The organism is Microvirga sp. KLBC 81, from assembly GCF_003075415.1.
In the GTDB taxonomy this organism is placed as follows: domain Bacteria; phylum Pseudomonadota; class Alphaproteobacteria; order Rhizobiales; family Beijerinckiaceae; genus Microvirga.
Map to the genome: position 1 here is coordinate 95,660 of NZ_QDAH01000001.1, position 16,609 is coordinate 112,268.

The following is a 16,609-nucleotide window of genomic DNA, read 5'->3' on the forward strand; positions in this document are numbered from 1 at the left end:
TGTGGGGAGGGCTAGGGTGGGGGTGCTGGCTCCACACTGGTTTCATTCCTGCGGAAACACCCCCCTCTCCGACTCTCCCCCACAAGGGGGGAGAGGGTTCTGTGGCGCTCTAGCACCGATGGCTGGAGTGCGTCCATGAAGCTGACGCGCCTTCGCATTGCAGGGTTCAAGACCTTCGTCGAGCCGACCGACTTCCTGATCGAGCCGGGTCTCACCGGCGTGGTCGGGCCGAACGGCTGCGGCAAGTCCAACCTCGTGGAAGCCTTGCGCTGGGTGATGGGCGAGAACTCCCATAAGAACATGCGTGCCACGGGGATGGATGACGTCATCTTCTCCGGCTCCGGCGGGCGCCCAGCCCGCAACTGGGCCGAGGTGATGCTCACCATCGACAACATGGAGCGCACGGCGCCGGCCGCCTTCAACGATACCGATCTTCTTGAGATCTCGCGCAAGATCGAGCGTGAGGAAGGCTCCACCTATCGGGTGAACGGCAAGGAAGTGCGCGCCCGCGACGTGCAGATCCTGTTTGCGGACGCCGCCACCGGCGCGCGCTCGCCCGCCCTCGTCCGTCAGGGCCAGATCAGCGAGATCATTTCGGCCAAGCCCCAGGCCCGCCGCCGCATCCTGGAAGACGCCGCCGGCATCGCCGGCCTCCATGCCCGCCGCCATGAGGCGGAGTTGCGCCTCAAGGCCGCCGAGGACAACCTGGTCCGCGTCGAGGACGTGATCCGGGAGCTCGAGAGCCAGATCGAAAGCCTGAAGCGCCAGGGTCGCCAGGCCTCCCGTTATAAGAACCTTTCGGCCGAAATCCGCCGTCTCGAGGCACTGATGTACGCCATCAGCTATGCCGATGCGCGCGAGCAGGCGGCCACCGCCGAGCGCCAAGTGGCCGAAGACCTCAAGGCGGTCGCGGACCTCACCGAGGAGCAGACCCGGACAGCCACCGCCCAGGCCGTCGCGGCCCACGGCATCCCCGCCCTGCGCCAGGCCGAGGCCGAGGCCGCTGCGGCCCTGCAGCGCCTGACCCATGCCCGCAACGAGCTCGAATCGGAAGAGCGCCGCTCCAAGGAACGCGTGGTCGAGCTGGAGCGCCATATCGGCGACCTCAACCGGGACATCGCCCGCGAGGCCGCCCAGCGCGCCGATGCGGAAGCCACCATCGAGCGCCTGCAGGTCGAGGCCGCCGAGATCGCCCAGACCACGGACGGAGCCGACGATGTCCGGGCCGAGAACGAGGAGCGCCTCCAGGCGGCCGAAGCTGCCTTGGCGGAGGCAGAAGCGGCACTGAGTGCCCTTCAAGCCCAGACTTCCGACCTCAATGCCCGCCGCGCCGCGCTCGAGCGCTCTGTACGCGAGGAGATGGAGCGCGCCGCGCGCTTCCGCTCCGAGAAGGAGCGGCTGGAGCGCGAGATCGAGGCACTTTCCGCCTCTCACGAGGACGGTCCGCCCATCGACGACCTGCGCGAGGAAACGGCGCTGGCCGAGGTAACCGCTCAAGCGTCCGAAGAGGCCGTGATCGAGGCCCGCGAGGCTCTGGCTGCCGCCCGCGAGGCGGAAAGCCGGCTGCGCCAGCCCCTCAACGAGGCCGAGCGCAAGGCCCAGCGGCTCGAAACCGAGGTGCTCACCCTCGCCAAGCTCGTCACCTCCGCGACCGGCGATCTCTGGCCTCCGGCCCTCGACCAGATCACGGTCGAGAAGGGCTATGAAGCGGCGCTCGGCGCGGCCCTCGGCGATGATCTCGAAGCCTCCACCAATCCGTCTGCCCCGCATCATTGGGAAATGACCGGCACCGGCGAGGGCGATCCTTCCCTGCCGGAGGGCGTTCGCTCTCTTGCCGATCTCTCCAAGGCCCCCGTGGAGCTGCAACGTCGTCTCAAGCAGATCGGCGTGGTGAGCAAAGCCGATGGCCTGCGCCTGCGCGGCCTTCTGAAGCCCGGTCAGCGCCTCGTTTCGCAGGAAGGCGACCTGTGGCGCTGGGACGGCTTCACCACGGCGGCGGAAGCCCCCTCGCCGGCGGCCCGCCGATTGGCTGAGAAGAACCGCCTGGGCGACTTGGAACGCGAGGCCGCGGAGGCCCGCGAGCAGGCCGAGCAGCTGCGCCATGAGGCCGAAGCCGCGCTGGAAGCGGTTCGCCAGGCCGCTTCCCGCGAAATGCAGGCCATCGAGGCTGCGCGCCAGGCCCGTCAGACCCTGGACGCCGCCCGGACCCGCCTCTCCGTCGCCGAGCGCAAGGAAGCCGAACTCGGCCAGCGCCGCTCGGCCCTGCAGGAGGGCCTGACACGCTTCTCCGAGAGCGAGGCCGAGGCCCTGGAGCGCGTGCAGGATGCGGAAGGCGCCCTGCAGGAACTCGCCCCCGCGCCCGATCTCGAAAGCCGCCTGCTCGAAGAGCGCACCCGTGTGGCCGAGCGCCGGGCCGCCGCCTCCGAGGCGCGCGCCGCCGTACAGTCCCTGATGCACGAAGCCGAGCTTCGCCGCCGCCGTCAGGATTCGATCGCCGCCGATATCCGCCTCTGGACCGAGCGCGCCGCCCGCGCCGCCAAGGCCCATGAGGATTTGGGCGAGCGCCTGGAGCGCGCCCAGGACGAGCACCAGCGCCTGCTGGAGGCTCCCGACACCTATCTCCAGCGCCGCCGCGCCCTCATTGCCGAGGTCGAACAGGCCGAGGCCAAGCGCAAGGAGGCCGCCGACCGGCTCGCCGATGCCGAAACAGGCCTTGCCGAGACGGACCGCGCCGCCCGCGCAGCTCTCGAAGCTCTGGCCGCCGCGCGCGAGGCCCGCGCCGGCTCCCAGGCCCGCCATGAGGCCGCCGTACAGCGTCTCGCCGAGATCACCCGCGCCATTGCGGAGAATCTCGAGACGACCCCGGCAGTCCTCATCGAGATGGCAGGCTTGCGAGAGGCGACCGAGCTGCCTTCCCACTCCGAGATCGAATCGAAGCTCCATTCTCTGAAGGCCGACCGCGAGCGCCTCGGCGCCGTGAACCTGCGCGCCGACGAGGAGCTGACCGAGCTCGAGACCAAGTACACGGGCATCGCCACCGAGCGCGACGACCTGGTGGAAGCGATCAAACGCCTGCGTCAGGCCATCGGCAGCCTCAACCGCGAGGGTCGCGAGCGTCTGCTTGCTGCCTTCGACGTGGTGAACGCCCATTTCAAGCGCCTCTTCACCACCCTCTTCGGCGGTGGCACGGCGGAGCTGACCCTGGTCGATTCGGACGATCCGCTCGAAGCCGGCCTCGAGATCCTGGCCCGCCCGCCCGGCAAGAAGCCTCAGAGCATGACCCTGCTCTCAGGCGGCGAGCAGGCGCTGACGGCCACCGCCCTCATCTTCGCGGTGTTCCTCACGAATCCCTCGCCGATCTGCGTGCTGGACGAGGTGGACGCCCCGCTCGATGACGCGAACGTGGAGCGCTATTGCGATCTCCTGGAGGAGATGGCCCGCCAGACGGAAACCCGTTTCGTGGTCATCACCCACAACCCGATCACCATGGCCCGCATGGACCGACTCTTCGGCGTCACCATGGCTGAACGCGGCGTCTCGCAGCTGGTGTCGGTCGATCTGCAGAGCGCCGAGCGCATTCTTGAGGTGGCCTAAGGCTTTTAGCCCCGCCATGCTTCGGCCTTAAAAACGTGTGCGCTTTTAGGCCAAGCGCGCCCGAAAACGCACTTATCGTCGAAATTTCAGACACTTAGATCTTTTCAGACGGTCCTTGACAGGGGGGACCCCCGCTCATATGTTGCGCCCGGCTTTCGGGGCCAGGCTTCCAAGCATTTTCCCGCAACGCTTTTTAGGAGATCGCAATGGCGGACCCTACCGGGCGGAACGGCGAAAATGAGCGGAAACCGGATGGTGCCGACGATGCCAACCTTTCGGCGAGGCTGAAATCTCTCGATGCACGGATCTCTCAGGCATCCGTACAGCGGGCTGAGGCTGAACCTCGCGAACGCCCAAAGCAGGATTCCAGTGCGATCGGCCAAGCCTTCAGGTATTCGGCCGAGTTCGTGTCAGGGGTGATCGCAGGCGGCATCGTGGGTTGGCTTGTCGATCACTTTTTCGGTGTTTCGCCTTGGGGTCTCATCATTTGTCTTCTCCTCGGCTTCTGCGCCGGCATGCTCAATCTTCTTCGGGCAGCCGGCATGGTGAAGCCGGCCCGGCATGACGACAAACAGTGAGAAGCCTCGGTTTCGATTCTTTTTAAACAGCAGCGCAACAGCAGGATTTGAGAGCGGATCATGGCGAGCCCGATCGAGCAATTCCAGGTCAAGCCCATTATTCCGGTCGTCAACTTCACCAATTCATCGCTGTTCATGATCGGCGCAGCCGCCGTCATCGTCGGCGGCCTGCTTTACGCGACGCGCAAGAAGGCGCTCGTCCCCGGACGCGCCCAGTCGGTTGCCGAAATCCTGCATGATTTCGTGGCCACCACGCTCACCGACACCACGGGCCGGGAAGGCATGAAGTTCTTCCCCTTCGTGTTCTCGCTCTTCATGTTCGTGCTGACGGCCAATCTGCTGGGCATGATCCCGGGATTCTTCACTGTCACCAGCCAGATCGTCGTGACCTTCGCGCTCGCGCTTCTGGTGATCGGCACGGTCGTTATCTACGGCTTCGTCGCTCACGGCATGCACTTCCTGCATCTCTTCGTGCCGTCGGGCGTGCCGGGCTGGCTTCTGCCCTTCATCTCCGTCATCGAGATCATCTCCTTCCTGTCTCGTCCGATCTCGCTCAGCCTCCGTCTCTTCGCCAACATGCTCGCGGGCCACATCGCCCTCAAGGTCTTCGGCGGCTTCGTGGTGTCGCTCGGCACCGCCGGCATCGGCATCGCACTCCTCTCCCCCCTCCCGCTTCTCATGGCGGTTGGTCTTACGGCGCTCGAGTTCCTCGTCGCCGCTCTGCAGGCCTACGTCTTCACGGTGTTGACCTGCATCTACCTCAACGACGCCCTGCATCCGGGACACTAAGGCTCGGCGTCGTCCCTTCCCTCCTCTCCCGATCATCACCCCTAGGAGATCACACGATGGATCCTATCGCTTTCAAGTTCCTCGGCGCGGGCCTCGCCTGCTTCGGCATGGGCCTCGCCGCTCTGGGCGTCGGCAACATCTTCGGCAACTTCCTCTCGGGCGCTCTGCGCAACCCGTCGGCCGCTGACAGCCAGTTCGCTCGCGCGTTCATCGGTGCGGCGCTCGCGGAAGGTCTCGGCATCTTCTGCCTCGTCGTCGCCCTCCTCCTGCTGTTCACCTAATTCATTTCTTTCGGTGATCGGGAGAGCAAGGCGCTTCAATCTGTGCCTTGCTTGAGACAGTGACGGCGGCAGACCCCGCCGTCATTTCCACATTCCAGGACCATTTCCATGGCTCAGGCTCAGACCACCCAGGCTGGTACGGAAGCTCACGGCGGCGCCCATGCGGCGGATGCCACCTTCCCGCCCTTCGCGACGGAAACCTTCGCAGGTCAGCTCATCTGGCTCGCGATCACCTTCGTGTTGCTCTACACCCTTCTCTCGAAGCTCGTTCTGCCGCGTCTGACCGGCATCATCGAGAACCGCCGCACGCTGATTGCGAGGGATCTCGACGAAGCCGCCGCCATGAAGACCCGCGCGGAAGAGGCAGGCACCGCCTACGAGAAGGCTCTGGCCGAGGCCAAGGGCCGCGCTCAGGCTCTCGCCCAGGAAACCCGCGCCAAGCTCGCCGCCGAAAGCGATGCCAAGCGTAAAAGCCTGGAAGCCGACCTCAACAAGCGTCTGGCTGAATCCGAGGCCACCATCACGGCCAAGAAGACAGAAGCCATGAGCCATGTTCGCGGCATTGCCGCCGAGACGGCCACGGCCATCGTCGAACGGCTCACCGGCAAGGCCCCTGCCCCGCAGGCGGTCGAAGCCGCCCTCGATCAAACCCAGGCGTAAGGAGAGCCCCATGTCCGCCCTTCTGGCCAATCCCACCTTCTGGGTCGGCGTCGCCTTCGTCATCTTCTTCGGGCTGCTCTTCTATTACGGCGTGCCCGGCAATGTCATGAATCAGCTCGATTCCCGCGGCAAGCGCATCGCCGACGAACTCGCCGAGGCCCAGCGCCTGCGCCAGGATGCCGAGAAGCTCCTGAAGGAATTCGAAGCCAAGCGCGCCGCCGCCGAACGTGAAGCTGCCGAGATCGTCTCCTCCGCCAAGGAAGAGGCCGAGCGGATGGCCCGCGAGGCTCAGGAGAAGATGGCCGACTTCGTGACGCGCCGCACCGCTTCCGCCGAGGCGAAGATCGCCCAGGCCGAGGCCCAGGCTGCCGCCGAGGTCCGGGCCGCTGCCATTGATGCCGCCGTCAAGGCCTCCGAGCGCGTCCTGCGCCAGGAGATCACCGGCAACACCGCGGCCTCGCTGGTGTCTCAGGGCCTCAACGACGTGCGCTCGAAGCTTCAGTAAGCCTCTCGCGCATCGCCAACGTTTTCAAAGGCCGCCCCTCAAAGGCGGCCTTTTTGCTGGAGGCACCATGCTGCTGATTTTCGATTGCGACGGCGTTCTGGTCGATTCCGAGCCTCTCGCGTGCAAGGTCGATGCGGACATCCTGACGGATCTCGGCCTGCCCTACACGGCCGACGACATCGCACGGCAATTCGTCGGCAAGAGCATGAAGGACATGATCGCCCGGATCGAAGCCGATCACGCGTGCACGCTGCCCGACGATTTCGCGGAGCAGATCAACCGCGCTCTCTTCGCGCGCTTCGAGACGGATCTGAAGCCTATCGCGGGTGTCCGGGATGCGATTCTCTCCCTGCCTTATCCGCGCTGCGTCGCCTCCTCCTCCGTGCCTGAGCGAATCGCCCTGTCGCTGCGTGTCACAGACCTCGCGGATCTGTTCGACAACGTCTTCAGCGCGACACAGGTCCGGCGCGGGAAGCCTGCACCAGACCTGTTTCTTCATGCAGCAGGTCAGATGGGCGTCAGCCCGGAAGAATGCTTGGTGGTCGAAGACTCGCCTGCCGGCGTTCAGGCTGCGCTCGCTGCCGACATGCGCGTGATCGGTTTTACCGGCGGTGGCCATTGCGGGCCGGAACATGCTGAAACACTGCGGCAGGCGGGTGCTTCTATCATCATCGAGCGGATGGCAGAGCTGAAGGACGCTGTGCTGGCCTCCGCGTAACGAGGCGTCATCCCGGACGGAGCGCAGCGGAGATCCGGATCGTTTTCAGAACAAGGCACTGTCATCCCGGCGAAGGCCGGGATCCATAACCAGAACGGGACTCCATCGTCATCCCCGGACCTGGTCCGGGGATCCATGCCTTTGATGCGTCGCGGTTCAAGACGTGAATGGCCGGGACGATCCCGGCCATGACGTGGAGAAGGTGTCAAATGATCCCGGGTTCTGTGCCGCAGACCAGAGACGACGAATACCTCCGAATCAAAAATGCCCGGCACGAAGCCGGGCATTTGCATCGATGGGAGAGCCTTACTCCGCAGCCTCGGCCACCGGTGACGGCGGCGTCCACTTGAGAACCGGATTGCGGGCGGCGCGGGTCTCGTCGAGACGGCGGCGCGGGGCGTGGTAGGGAGCGCCGGTGAAGCGTTCCTTGTCGCCGTTCTTCGCGGCAAAAGCGAGATCGCGCAGGGTCGCGATGAAGAGGTCGAGGGACGACTTCGATTCGGACTCCGTCGGCTCGATCAGCATCGCGCCGTGCACCACCAGCGGGAAGTACATGGTCATCGGGTGATAGCCCTCGTCGATCATGGCCTTCGCCACATCGAGCGTGGTCACGCCCGTGTCCTTCAGCCATGCATCGTCGAACAGAACCTCGTGCATGCATGGCTTGTTGCCGAAGGGCAGCGAGAGGAGATCCGACAGACCGGCGCGGATGTAGTTGGCGTTGAGCACGGCGTCTTCGGACGCCTGCTTCATGCCGTCCGAACCATGCGAGAGCATGTAGGACAAGGCACGCACGTACATGCCCATCTGGCCGTGGAACGCTGTCATGCGGCCGAACGGCTTCTCAGCCGCGTCGGAGGCCTGCTCCACCAGCTCGAAGCCATTCGTACCGACGCGCACGAAAGGAACGGGCGCGTAGGGCGCGAGACGCTCGGAGAGCACCACGGGACCGGAGCCCGGCCCGCCGCCGCCATGAGGCGTCGAGAAGGTCTTGTGCAGGTTGATGTGCATGGCATCGACGCCGAGATCGCCCGGCTTCGCCTTGCCGACGATGGCGTTGAAGTTCGCGCCATCGCAGTAGAAGTACGCGCCTGCATCGTGGATCGCCTTCGCGATCTCAGCCACCTGCGGCTCGAAGAGACCGCAGGTGTTGGGGTTCGTGAGCATGATCGCGGCCACATCCGGACCGAGACGCTCCTTCACGTCCTCCACATGCACCCAGCCATCCTCGCGGGCAGGCACCGGCTTCACGACGAAGCCGATGAGGGCGGCCGTCGCCGGATTCGTGCCATGCGCGGAATCGGGCACGAGCACCACGTTACGCGTCTTGCCCTCGCCGCGTGCCTCGATGGCGGCCTTGATCGCCATCATGCCGCAGAGCTCGCCATGCGCGCCGGCCTTCGGCGAGAGCGCCACGGCGGTCATGTTGGTGAGCGTGACGAGATAGCGGCCGAGCTCGTTCATCAGCTCCAGCGCGCCTTGGACGGTGGAAACCGGCTGCAGCGGATGCACGTCGGAGAAGCCCGGCAGGCGGGCCATGCGCTCGTTCAGGCGCGCATTGTGCTTCATCGTGCACGAGCCCAGCGGGAAGAGGCCCGTGTCGATGCCGTAGTTCATCTGAGACAGGCGCACATAGTGGCGCATGGTCTCGGGCTCGGAGAGACCCGGCAGGCCGATCGCCTCCTTGCGCTCCAGCCCGCCGAGGCGCGGTGTGAAGGCCTCCGGCTCGTCGATGTCGACGCCGGTGGTGTCGTAGCGGCCAATCTCGAACAGCAGCGGCTCGATCTGTGCCAGCGCCTTGTTGCCGGTGAAGGTCGGATGCGCATTGGTGCCGGCCTCACCGGCGGAAGAGGGACGTCCCTGGCGGTTCAACATCACAGAACCTCCTTCAAAGCGGCGGCAAGAGCCGCGCGGTCATCATCGGTGTTCACTTCGGTGGAAGCGACGAGCAACAGATTGTCGAGGCCTGCACCCGGCAGCAGGCGCGACACGGGCACGCCAGCGAGCACGCCCTTCTTGGCCAAGAGTTCGACCACTTCCGCCGCAGGCTTTGCGAGCTTCACGGTGAACTCGTTGAAGAACGTCTTGTTGAGAACCTCGACGCCCTTCGCACCAGCCAAAAGGTCGGCGAGCTTGATCGCATTCGCATGATTGACGCGAGCGAGGCGCGTGAGGCCAGCCTCTCCAAGCAGCGTCATGTGAATGGTGAAGGCGAGCGCGCAGAGGCCCGAATTGGTGCAGATGTTCGAGGTCGCCTTGTCGCGGCGGATGTGCTGCTCGCGGGTCGAAAGGGTGAGCACGAAACCGCGATTGCCGTCCGCATCCACTGTCTCGCCGCAGAGGCGGCCCGGCATCTGACGGATGAACGTCGACTGCGTGGCGAAGAGGCCGACATAAGGACCGCCGAAGTTCAGCGCATTGCCGATGGACTGGCCCTCGCCCACCACGATGTCGGCGCCCTGGCTGCCGGGCGAAGCCACGAGGCCGAGCGATACGGCTTCCGTGAACACGGCGATCAGCAGCGCTCCGTGCTTGTGCGCCTTCTCGGCGATGGGCTTCAGATCGCGCACATTGCCGAACACGTCCGGCGACTGCACGACGACGCAAGATGTCGTGTCATCGATCTGCGAGAGAATGTCCTCATCGCCGGCCACATCCGGCTGCATGGTGACGACGCTGTCGCTCGCCATGTCGGAGAGGGTGCGCACCACTTCCGCGTAATGCGGATGGAGGCCGCCGGAGAGCACGGCCTTGCGGCGCTTGGTGACGCGATGCGCCATGAGCACCGCCTCGCCCGTGCCGGTGGAGCCGTCATACATGGAGGCGTTCGCCACCTCCATGCCGGTGAGCGCGGCCACTTGAGTCTGGAACTCGAAGAGATATTGCAGCGTGCCCTGAGCGATCTCCGGCTGATACGGCGTGTAGCTCGTCAGGAACTCGGAGCGCTGGATCAGGTGATCGACGGTTGCCGGCACATGGTGCCTGTAAGCACCGGCGCCCACGAAGAACGGCACGGAAGACGCCGTCACGTTCTTGGCGGACATGCGGGAGAGGATGCGCTCCACCTCCAGTTCGCCCTTGCGGCGCGGCAGATCCACCGGCTCCCTGAGGAGCAGGTTCTTCGGCACATCGGCGAACAACTCGTCCACCGATTTGACACCGATGCGCGCGAGCATCTCGCTGCGGTCGGTGTCGGAGAGAGGCAAATAACGCATCAGTTAAAAACCTTGTTAGTGCGAGGGAATGCCCGCCACCACGATCTCCGTGAGCACGGAATTGGCGATGAAGCATTCCTTGTGAGCGAGGTGATGCATGTCGGCGATCTGCTCGGGCGTCGGGCGTTTGTCGCCCGAAAATTCGATCACCGGATCGAGCGTCACTTTGGAGACGAAGAGCTTGCCCTTCTCGTTGGGCGTCATGACGCCGAGTGCCGTGTCCTCGTATCGGTCGATGACGAAGCGTTTCTTGGCGGCAATCGACAGGAAGGTGAGCATGTGGCAGCTCGACAAAGCCGCCACGAAGGCTTCCTCGGGATCGACCGCATCTTCGCGGGACAGAGGCAGCGGCACCACCGATGGCGATGCCGATCCCGGAACGGTGATGCCGCCGTCAAACGACCAGGAATGTCCGCGGCTGTAACGGCTGTCGGAGAAGGCCTCGCCCTCCCGGCGCGTCCAACGCACAATGGCCGTGTATTCGTGCGACATCGGTTCAGCTCTTTTAAGAGATCGACTTCACGAATTCCTGGTACTGCTCTTCGGTCATGAGACCATCGAGCTCGCTCGGATTGGTGAGGCGGATCTTCAGGAACCAGCCGCGGCCGGCCGGATCTTCGTTCACGGTGCCGGGAGAAGCCTCGAGATCGCTGTTGACCTCGACGACCTCGCCGGAGACCGGGGCGTAGACTTCGCTCGCAGCCTTCACGCTCTCGACGACGGCGGCCTCGTCACCTTTCGAGAGTGTCTTGCCGACGCTCGGCAGCTCCACGAAGACGACATCGCCGAGCTGGCTCTGCGCGTAATCGGAAATGCCGACGATACCGGCGTCGCCCTCGACGCGGATGTATTCGTGATCCTTGGTGTAACGCGTGGTCATGATTGAACTCCCCCTGGGATTAGCGCTTGTAACGATGCGGTGCGAACGGCATGGCCGCGACCTTGGCGGGCAGCGGCTTGCCGCGAACGACGAGATGAAGATCCGTGCCCACGGCGGACACGTCCTTCGACACATAGCCCATGGCGACCGGGCCATTGACGGTGGGGCCGAAGCCGCCGGAGGTGACGATGCCGACCTCGCGCCTGTCGGGCGTGGTGATGACGGTGCCCTCGCGAGCCGGAGCGCGGCCTTCAGGCTTGATGCCGACGCGCACGCGGGAAGGACCTTCCTTGATCTCGCGCTGAACACGCGCAGCGCCCGGGAAGCCCCCCTCCTCGCGGCGGCGCTTCTGGATCGACCAGATGAGGCCTGCCTCGATGGGCGAGGTGGTGGTGTCGATGTCGTGCCCGTAGAGGCAGAGGCCCGCTTCGAGGCGCAGCGAGTCGCGAGCGCCGAGGCCGACGGGCTTCACCTCGGGGTCGGCGAGGAGCTTGTTCCAGAGCTTCGCGGCATCTTCAGCCTTGCAGGAAATCTCGAAGCCGTCCTCGCCCGTGTAGCCGGAGCGGGACACGTGGCACCATATGCCGTCGATCTGCACGTCGGCGGACATCATGAAGGGCAGATCACCGATTTCGGGTGCGAGCTTGGCGAGCACCGCAGCCGCGGACGGGCCCTGCAGCGCCATGAGCGCGAGTTCGTCCTTGCGAGTGAGGCTCACGCCCTTCGGCAGACGCGCCTGGATATGCGCGTAATCGGCCTCCTTCATGGAAGCGTTCACGACAAGGTAGAGCCAGCCCTCGTGACCCGGCGCACCAACGCGGGTGACCATGAGGTCGTCGAGGATGCCGCCATCGTCGGCCAGAAGCTGCGAATAGCGCTGCTGGTTTGGCTTCAGGTTCAGCACGTCGGCGGGGATCAGCGCTTCGAGAGCTTTAGCAGCCGTCTCATGGCTCTCGTCCTCGGCAATGAGGAAAGCCTGGCCCATATGGGAGACATCGAACAGGCCCGCATGCTCGCGGGTCCAGTTGTGCTCCGTCAGGATGCCGGTGGGGTACTGCACCGGCATGTCGTAGCCGGCGAAAGGCACCATGCGGGCGCCAAGCGCCACGTGCTCGGCATGAAGCGGTGTTTTCAGAAGCGGCTGGTCGCTATGCGCTGGCTCGGCCATCGGGTTCCCTCAAAGGTGCGCGTTTCTTCGAGCCTTGCGGCCCGTTGCTTTGCGCCCCCTCTGTCCCGAGACCTGAGAGATTTCCCCAACCGCTCGCGCGGCAGGTTACGCCCGTCGGTGGGCGATGCTTTTCCAAGCGTCGCCACTTTCCAGAGTGCCAGCTCCCGCGCGGTCCTTTGGCCTGAGCGTTTCCGGGGCGGTTGCGCCTTCGGCGCCGGGCAAAGCCCGGTCTCTTCCGCGGGGATCATCAGCTTGCTTTAGCTCTGAAGAGGAAAAGCGGTCCTGTCAACAAAGCAGGGTGCCGCAATGAGCATCTCCCCGCTTTAATTGACGGCAGGCCTCCGAGCCCTCATGTTGGGCCGTCATTCACAGAAGGGGGAAAGCGCGGCCTGATCCGGTCGGCAGCTCCTGGCACCGTTGCTCGAACTGGTCATCGCTCTTGCTCTTGTCGCCCTGAACGGCGTCTTCGCGCTTTCAGAACTCGCCATCGTGTCCGCCCGCCGGGCCCGCCTCAAGGCCATGGCCGAGCAGGGTCGCTCCGGAGCCAATACGGCCCTGACGCTCATGGAGGATTCGGGTCGCTTCCTCTCCACGGTCCAGATCGGCATCACCCTCGTCGGCATCCTGGCCGGTGCGTTCTCGGGCGCGGCCTTGGGCGACAGGCTGACCCAGTTTCTCATGGCGCAAGGCATGCCGGAAGGCGCGGCGGAGCCGCTCGGTTTCGGCTTGGTCATCGGCTTCATCACATATCTCTCCATCGTCATCGGCGAGCTCGTGCCGAAGCAGCTCGCCTTACGCCATCCGGAAGGCATCGCCTGCACCATGGCGCCCATGATGCTGGTGGTCTCCAAGGCCGCCGCCCCTGCCGTCTGGTTCTTGAACGCCTCGACCCGCCTGATCTTCAGCCTGTTCGGCTCGTCATCCGGGGATGAGACGACGGTGACGGAAGAAGAGATCAAGATGCTCGTCGGCGAGGCCGAGAGCGCGGGCGTGATCGAGGAGGAAGAGCGGCGCATGATCTCCGGCGTCCTGCGCCTCGGCGACCGGACGGTGCGCGGCCTCATGACGCCGCGAACGGATGTGGACTGGATCGACCTCGATGACGATGAGGAAACCATCCGCTCCCTGCTGATGGAAACCCCTCACTCCCGCCTCCCCGTGAGCGAAGGCTCGCCGGACAACATCATCGGCGTCGTGCAGTCACGGGCTCTTCTGGCGGCTCTCCTGTCGGGCCAGCCACTCGACATCCGCGCTCAGATCCAACAGGCCCCCGTCATTCCCGATACGCTCTATGCCCTGGATGCACTCGCCACCTTACGCGACTCGGAAGTGCCCATGGCTCTCGTTCATGACGAGTACGGGCATTTCGAAGGAATCGTGACTCCGGCGGATGCCCTGGAGGCCATCGTCGGCGCCTTCCGCTCGGATGGCGAGGCGCCTGAGCCCGATGCCGTCCGCCGCGAGGATGGCTCCTGGCTGCTCGCGGGCTCCATGCCGGTCGACGAAATGGCGGATATCCTGGGCGTCACCCTGCCGGAATCCCGCAGCTATCATACGGTCGGCGGGTTGGTGATCAGCGAATTGCAGCACCTGCCTGCAACGGGCGAGCATGTGGAAATGCTGGGATGGCGCTTCGAGGTGATCGACTTGGACGAGCGCCGGGTCGACAAGGTGCTCGCCATCCCTCTGAATCAGAGGGCCGGCTCCTCCGTTCTCTATTAGCGCATCGTGCGGAACCGGCGGTCCGCGTCGGCGACCTGAAGGACCACGCCCGTGACCCGAAGGGCCGCGTCAGCGAAAAGTGGACCCGGTTTTCCGCCCCCGGCGATGCGCTGCTCTATGAAGGGAGCATCGGATTGATCCCAAAAGTGCAAATCCACTTTTGGGTCCGATGCTCCAGGCGATGAAGAGCGGCGCGAATTAACCGCGCCGGCCCCGGCCGCCGAGAGCGACTTCGATCTCGAAGGTGTTGGCGCGTGCCGCGGGAACCACGATGTTGTCTTCGACCACGGTCACGCTCGCCTGCGTGCCACCGGCCGGAATGGCCGCCACGGCACCGCGGCTGCGACTGGCGATCACGGTCGAGCCATCCTTCACCACGATCTGCACCGGAACGTTGTAGCGGCCTGCGGCACCGCCGACGCCCAGAAGAGCGCGGGCCTCGACACCCACCTTCACGAGAGTGGAGCCATCGGGCTGACCCAGGCATTCGCGGGCGAGATTGCTGATGGAAACCTGGCTGCGCAGGGCCGATGATTCACCGGCGCGGCCAGCGGAATAGGCCTGAATGGCGGAGCCGCCTTCGGCGATATTGACCGGCGGGCAATAGACGTCATCCATCGGCCGGGCCTGGACCGGGGCCTGGGTGGCGCCGCCGGTCAACAGCATCTCGCCAAGGCCCATGCCGCCGCTCTCACCTGAACCAGCGCATCCAGCCAGAACAGAGACGCCCAGCACAGCAAGCGCCAGACCGGCCTTTGCACCCAAACCCTTACTCATGGAGATCCCCCGGCTTGCTTCTAACCAATCTTACGGCAGCGCATCGAATCCCGTCGCGAACCCATTCAGCGATACGGGAATGCCGATGCCCTCCTCAGGCGTCTGGAACACGATGAAGGTGGCGGACTGCCCGGTCTTCATCTGATTGATGAGATTATCTTCCATGACAACCTCGGCGACGCAACCCGTGGCCAGGCAGCGCACGAATCCGGCCCGGCCGATATCGGTCTGGTCGATCTTGAGTCCTAAGCCCGACGGCAGGAGGATACCAAGGGGCGCAACGACGCGAAGAAGCCTGCTTTTGCCGTCGGCGGTTTTCAACACAATAATGACGAGCGTGACGTTCGGGCGGTCTTCCGCTACGACATTCTGCACGAGAGCGCATTGCTCCGCCGTGGCTCCAGCAGGAGTCTCGCAGCGCATCTGCCAGTCGCCATGGGTATTCTTCACCATGCCCTGGGCATTCGCGCTCGCTGCGGCGGCGAAGGTCGAGAGACCCAACAATACTGCCGCCCCATACCGGACCCATCGTGATACGCCCATCGGTTTCTCCTTCTCGAAACTTTTCAAGGGCAGCGGCGCGGCCGCTTCGATCCCAATCTTTGGCCCGTTGGGACCATGGTAGGGGCCATGATGTCAAGCGAGAGGGGGATAAGTGGGGATCACAAACGCTTTTGGCGGTTATGACGCACGAATTGCGACCTTAGCACCGTTGCGCTTCAGCGCGTCCTGTGGTCTTTGACACGGATCAAAGGTGATGGCGCAAGCCGGGCGCCGCTATTCGCACGCCCGTACCATTCCTTTATGCTTTCGTGGCCGCCCGGCCACCATATCTTTAGGAGCTTTGGAACGCCGATGCGGATCGAGACTGGACGTCGATCGGTGACCGCCCTCTCCACGGCAGCGGTCGCACTTGTGTTGGGCATAAGTGAGGCATGGGCTGCCGCAGGCCGCCCCTCCCCTTGGGAAACCGGCATGCAGGAGATGGTGACCGAGTTGGGACAGAGCATGTCCAACTTCCACACCTATCTGGTTTGGCTGATCACCGCGATCTGCCTTTTCGTGCTGGCGCTGCTCCTGGTGATCATCGCCCGCTTCAACGAGCGGAAGAACCCGGTTCCGTCCAGGACCACGCACAACACCCTCCTCGAGGTGGCATGGACCATCGTTCCGGTGCTGATCCTCGTGGCCATTGCCATTCCTTCCTTCCGCCTCCTGCGCCAGCAGCTGGTGCCGCCGCAGGCCGACGTGGTGGTGAAGGCCACCGGTTTTTCCTGGTACTGGGGCTACGAGTATCCGGCCGATCAGGGCGGCTTCAAGTTCGACTCGAACATGGTCACCGAGACCAGCGCCCTGAAGCCTGACCAGCCGCGTCTGCTCGGCGTGGACAACGCCATGGTCGTGCCGGTGGGCAAGGTCGTTCGCGTGCAGGTCACCTCGGCGGACGTGATCCACGCCTTTGCGTTGCCGTCCTTCGGCGTGAAGGTCGATGCCGTTCCGGGCCGCCTGAACGAAACCTGGTTCAAGGCCGACAAGGAAGGCGTCTATTACGGCCAGTGCTCGGAACTCTGCGGCAACGGCCATCCCTACATGCCGATCGAAATCCGTGTCGTGAGCGAGCAGCAATATGCCGCTTGGCTGGCCGAGGCGAAGCAGCGTTATGCTTCCACCGAGGAATCCGCTCCGCTCAAGTTCGCGAACGCTCAGTAATTTAAAAAGCAA

Annotated in this window: 16 protein-coding genes and 1 riboswitch; of the genes, 9 read left to right on the forward strand and 7 right to left on the reverse strand. The window is 64.7% G+C overall.

Going from position 1 to position 16,609, the window contains the following annotated elements; all coding sequences use genetic code 11:
- Positions 1-135: 135 nt before the first annotated feature.
- The 7 genes from smc to DC522_RS00515 all read left to right on the forward strand — a co-directional run bounded on the left by smc (position 136) and on the right by DC522_RS00515 (position 7,125).
- Positions 136-3,594, forward strand: a complete 3,459-nt coding sequence (gene smc, locus DC522_RS00485) for a chromosome segregation protein SMC (protein ID WP_116526727.1) — start codon at positions 136-138, stop codon at positions 3,592-3,594.
- Positions 3,595-3,800: 206 nt separating this feature from the next.
- The gene (locus tag DC522_RS00490) at positions 3,801-4,172 is read left to right on the forward strand and encodes an AtpZ/AtpI family protein (protein ID WP_116526728.1); all 372 of its coding nucleotides are present in this window, start codon (positions 3,801-3,803) and stop codon (positions 4,170-4,172) included.
- 60 nt (positions 4,173-4,232) lie between these two features.
- Positions 4,233-4,961, forward strand: coding sequence for a F0F1 ATP synthase subunit A (locus DC522_RS00495; RefSeq protein ID WP_116526729.1), 729 nt, complete (start codon positions 4,233-4,235; stop codon positions 4,959-4,961).
- Between the two features lie 56 nt (positions 4,962-5,017).
- A complete protein-coding gene (locus DC522_RS00500; protein ID WP_116526730.1) occupies positions 5,018-5,242 on the forward strand; it encodes a F0F1 ATP synthase subunit C in 225 nt (74 codons plus the stop codon).
- A 108-nt stretch (positions 5,243-5,350) separates the two neighbouring features.
- Positions 5,351-5,902 carry a F0F1 ATP synthase subunit B' gene (locus tag DC522_RS00505; RefSeq protein ID WP_116526731.1) on the forward strand — a complete coding sequence of 184 codons (552 nt, stop codon included), beginning with the start codon at positions 5,351-5,353 and terminating at the stop codon, positions 5,900-5,902.
- A gap of 22 nt (positions 5,903-5,924) precedes the next feature.
- Positions 5,925-6,407: an ATP F0F1 synthase subunit B gene (locus DC522_RS00510; protein ID WP_205769456.1), complete on the forward strand. Its 483-nt coding sequence runs from the start codon at positions 5,925-5,927 to the stop codon at positions 6,405-6,407.
- 67 nt (positions 6,408-6,474) lie between these two features.
- Positions 6,475-7,125, forward strand: coding sequence for an HAD family phosphatase (locus DC522_RS00515; protein WP_116526733.1), 651 nt, complete (start codon positions 6,475-6,477; stop codon positions 7,123-7,125).
- 306 nt (positions 7,126-7,431) lie between these two features.
- Here the strand turns inward: DC522_RS00515 and gcvPB are convergent, their stop codons facing one another.
- Genes gcvPB through gcvT form a run of 5 tightly spaced genes read right to left on the reverse strand, consistent with a single transcriptional unit; the run spans position 7,432 to position 12,388 of the window.
- Positions 7,432-9,000, reverse strand: a complete 1,569-nt coding sequence (gene gcvPB / locus DC522_RS00520; RefSeq protein ID WP_116526734.1) for an aminomethyl-transferring glycine dehydrogenase subunit GcvPB — start codon at positions 8,998-9,000, stop codon at positions 7,432-7,434.
- Positions 9,000-10,340, reverse strand: coding sequence for an aminomethyl-transferring glycine dehydrogenase subunit GcvPA (gcvPA, locus tag DC522_RS00525; RefSeq protein WP_116526735.1), 1,341 nt, complete (start codon positions 10,338-10,340; stop codon positions 9,000-9,002). The genes gcvPB and gcvPA overlap by 1 nt, the downstream gene beginning before the upstream one ends.
- 15 nt (positions 10,341-10,355) lie before the next feature.
- Positions 10,356-10,832, reverse strand: a complete 477-nt coding sequence (locus DC522_RS00530; protein WP_116526736.1) for an OsmC family protein — start codon at positions 10,830-10,832, stop codon at positions 10,356-10,358.
- Between the two features lie 13 nt (positions 10,833-10,845).
- Positions 10,846-11,220 carry a glycine cleavage system protein GcvH gene (gene gcvH / locus DC522_RS00535; RefSeq protein WP_116526737.1) on the reverse strand — a complete coding sequence of 125 codons (375 nt, stop codon included), beginning with the start codon at positions 11,218-11,220 and terminating at the stop codon, positions 10,846-10,848.
- Between the two features lie 19 nt (positions 11,221-11,239).
- A complete protein-coding gene (gene gcvT / locus DC522_RS00540) occupies positions 11,240-12,388 on the reverse strand; it encodes a glycine cleavage system aminomethyltransferase GcvT (RefSeq protein ID WP_116526738.1) in 1,149 nt (382 codons plus the stop codon).
- A 159-nt stretch (positions 12,389-12,547) separates the two neighbouring features.
- A riboswitch (glycine riboswitch) is annotated at positions 12,548-12,636 on the reverse strand.
- Positions 12,637-12,805: 169 nt separating this feature from the next.
- Here gcvT and DC522_RS00545 point away from each other — a divergent pair.
- Positions 12,806-14,110, forward strand: coding sequence for a hemolysin family protein (locus tag DC522_RS00545; RefSeq protein WP_116526739.1), 1,305 nt, complete (start codon positions 12,806-12,808; stop codon positions 14,108-14,110).
- Positions 14,111-14,308: 198 nt separating this feature from the next.
- Here the strand turns inward: DC522_RS00545 and DC522_RS00550 are convergent, their stop codons facing one another.
- Both DC522_RS00550 and DC522_RS00555 read right to left on the reverse strand, forming a co-directional pair.
- Complete coding sequence (locus DC522_RS00550; protein ID WP_133239198.1) at positions 14,309-14,887, reverse strand: hypothetical protein; 579 nt, start codon at positions 14,885-14,887, stop codon at positions 14,309-14,311.
- A gap of 30 nt (positions 14,888-14,917) precedes the next feature.
- Positions 14,918-15,430, reverse strand: a complete 513-nt coding sequence (locus tag DC522_RS00555; protein ID WP_116526741.1) for an invasion associated locus B family protein — start codon at positions 15,428-15,430, stop codon at positions 14,918-14,920.
- 312 nt (positions 15,431-15,742) lie between these two features.
- Between DC522_RS00555 and coxB the strand changes: the two genes are divergently transcribed.
- Positions 15,743-16,597, forward strand: a complete 855-nt coding sequence (gene coxB / locus DC522_RS00560) for a cytochrome c oxidase subunit II (protein WP_116526742.1) — start codon at positions 15,743-15,745, stop codon at positions 16,595-16,597.
- The last annotated feature ends 12 nt before the right edge of the window (positions 16,598-16,609 follow it).

Bases quoted from the DNA above. Each gene is read 5' to 3' on its own strand.
- smc (WP_116526727.1), top strand. From the start codon at position 136: ATGAAGCTGACGCGCCTTCGCATTGCAGGGTTCAAGACCTTCGTCGAG.
- DC522_RS00490 (WP_116526728.1), top strand. From the start codon at position 3,801: ATGGCGGACCCTACCGGGCGGAACGGCGAAAATGAGCGGAAACCGGAT.
- DC522_RS00495 (WP_116526729.1), top strand. From the start codon at position 4,233: ATGGCGAGCCCGATCGAGCAATTCCAGGTCAAGCCCATTATTCCGGTC.
- DC522_RS00500 (WP_116526730.1), top strand. From the start codon at position 5,018: ATGGATCCTATCGCTTTCAAGTTCCTCGGCGCGGGCCTCGCCTGCTTC.
- DC522_RS00505 (WP_116526731.1), top strand. From the start codon at position 5,351: ATGGCTCAGGCTCAGACCACCCAGGCTGGTACGGAAGCTCACGGCGGC.
- DC522_RS00515 (WP_116526733.1), top strand. From the start codon at position 6,475: ATGCTGCTGATTTTCGATTGCGACGGCGTTCTGGTCGATTCCGAGCCT.
- gcvPB (WP_116526734.1), bottom strand. From the start codon at position 9,000: ATGTTGAACCGCCAGGGACGTCCCTCTTCCGCCGGTGAGGCCGGCACC.
- gcvPA (WP_116526735.1), bottom strand. From the start codon at position 10,340: ATGCGTTATTTGCCTCTCTCCGACACCGACCGCAGCGAGATGCTCGCG.
- DC522_RS00530 (WP_116526736.1), bottom strand. From the start codon at position 10,832: ATGTCGCACGAATACACGGCCATTGTGCGTTGGACGCGCCGGGAGGGC.
- gcvH (WP_116526737.1), bottom strand. From the start codon at position 11,220: ATGACCACGCGTTACACCAAGGATCACGAATACATCCGCGTCGAGGGC.
- gcvT (WP_116526738.1), bottom strand. From the start codon at position 12,388: ATGGCCGAGCCAGCGCATAGCGACCAGCCGCTTCTGAAAACACCGCTT.
- DC522_RS00550 (WP_133239198.1), bottom strand. From the start codon at position 14,887: ATGAGTAAGGGTTTGGGTGCAAAGGCCGGTCTGGCGCTTGCTGTGCTG.
- DC522_RS00555 (WP_116526741.1), bottom strand. From the start codon at position 15,430: ATGGGCGTATCACGATGGGTCCGGTATGGGGCGGCAGTATTGTTGGGT.
- coxB (WP_116526742.1), top strand. From the start codon at position 15,743: ATGCGGATCGAGACTGGACGTCGATCGGTGACCGCCCTCTCCACGGCA.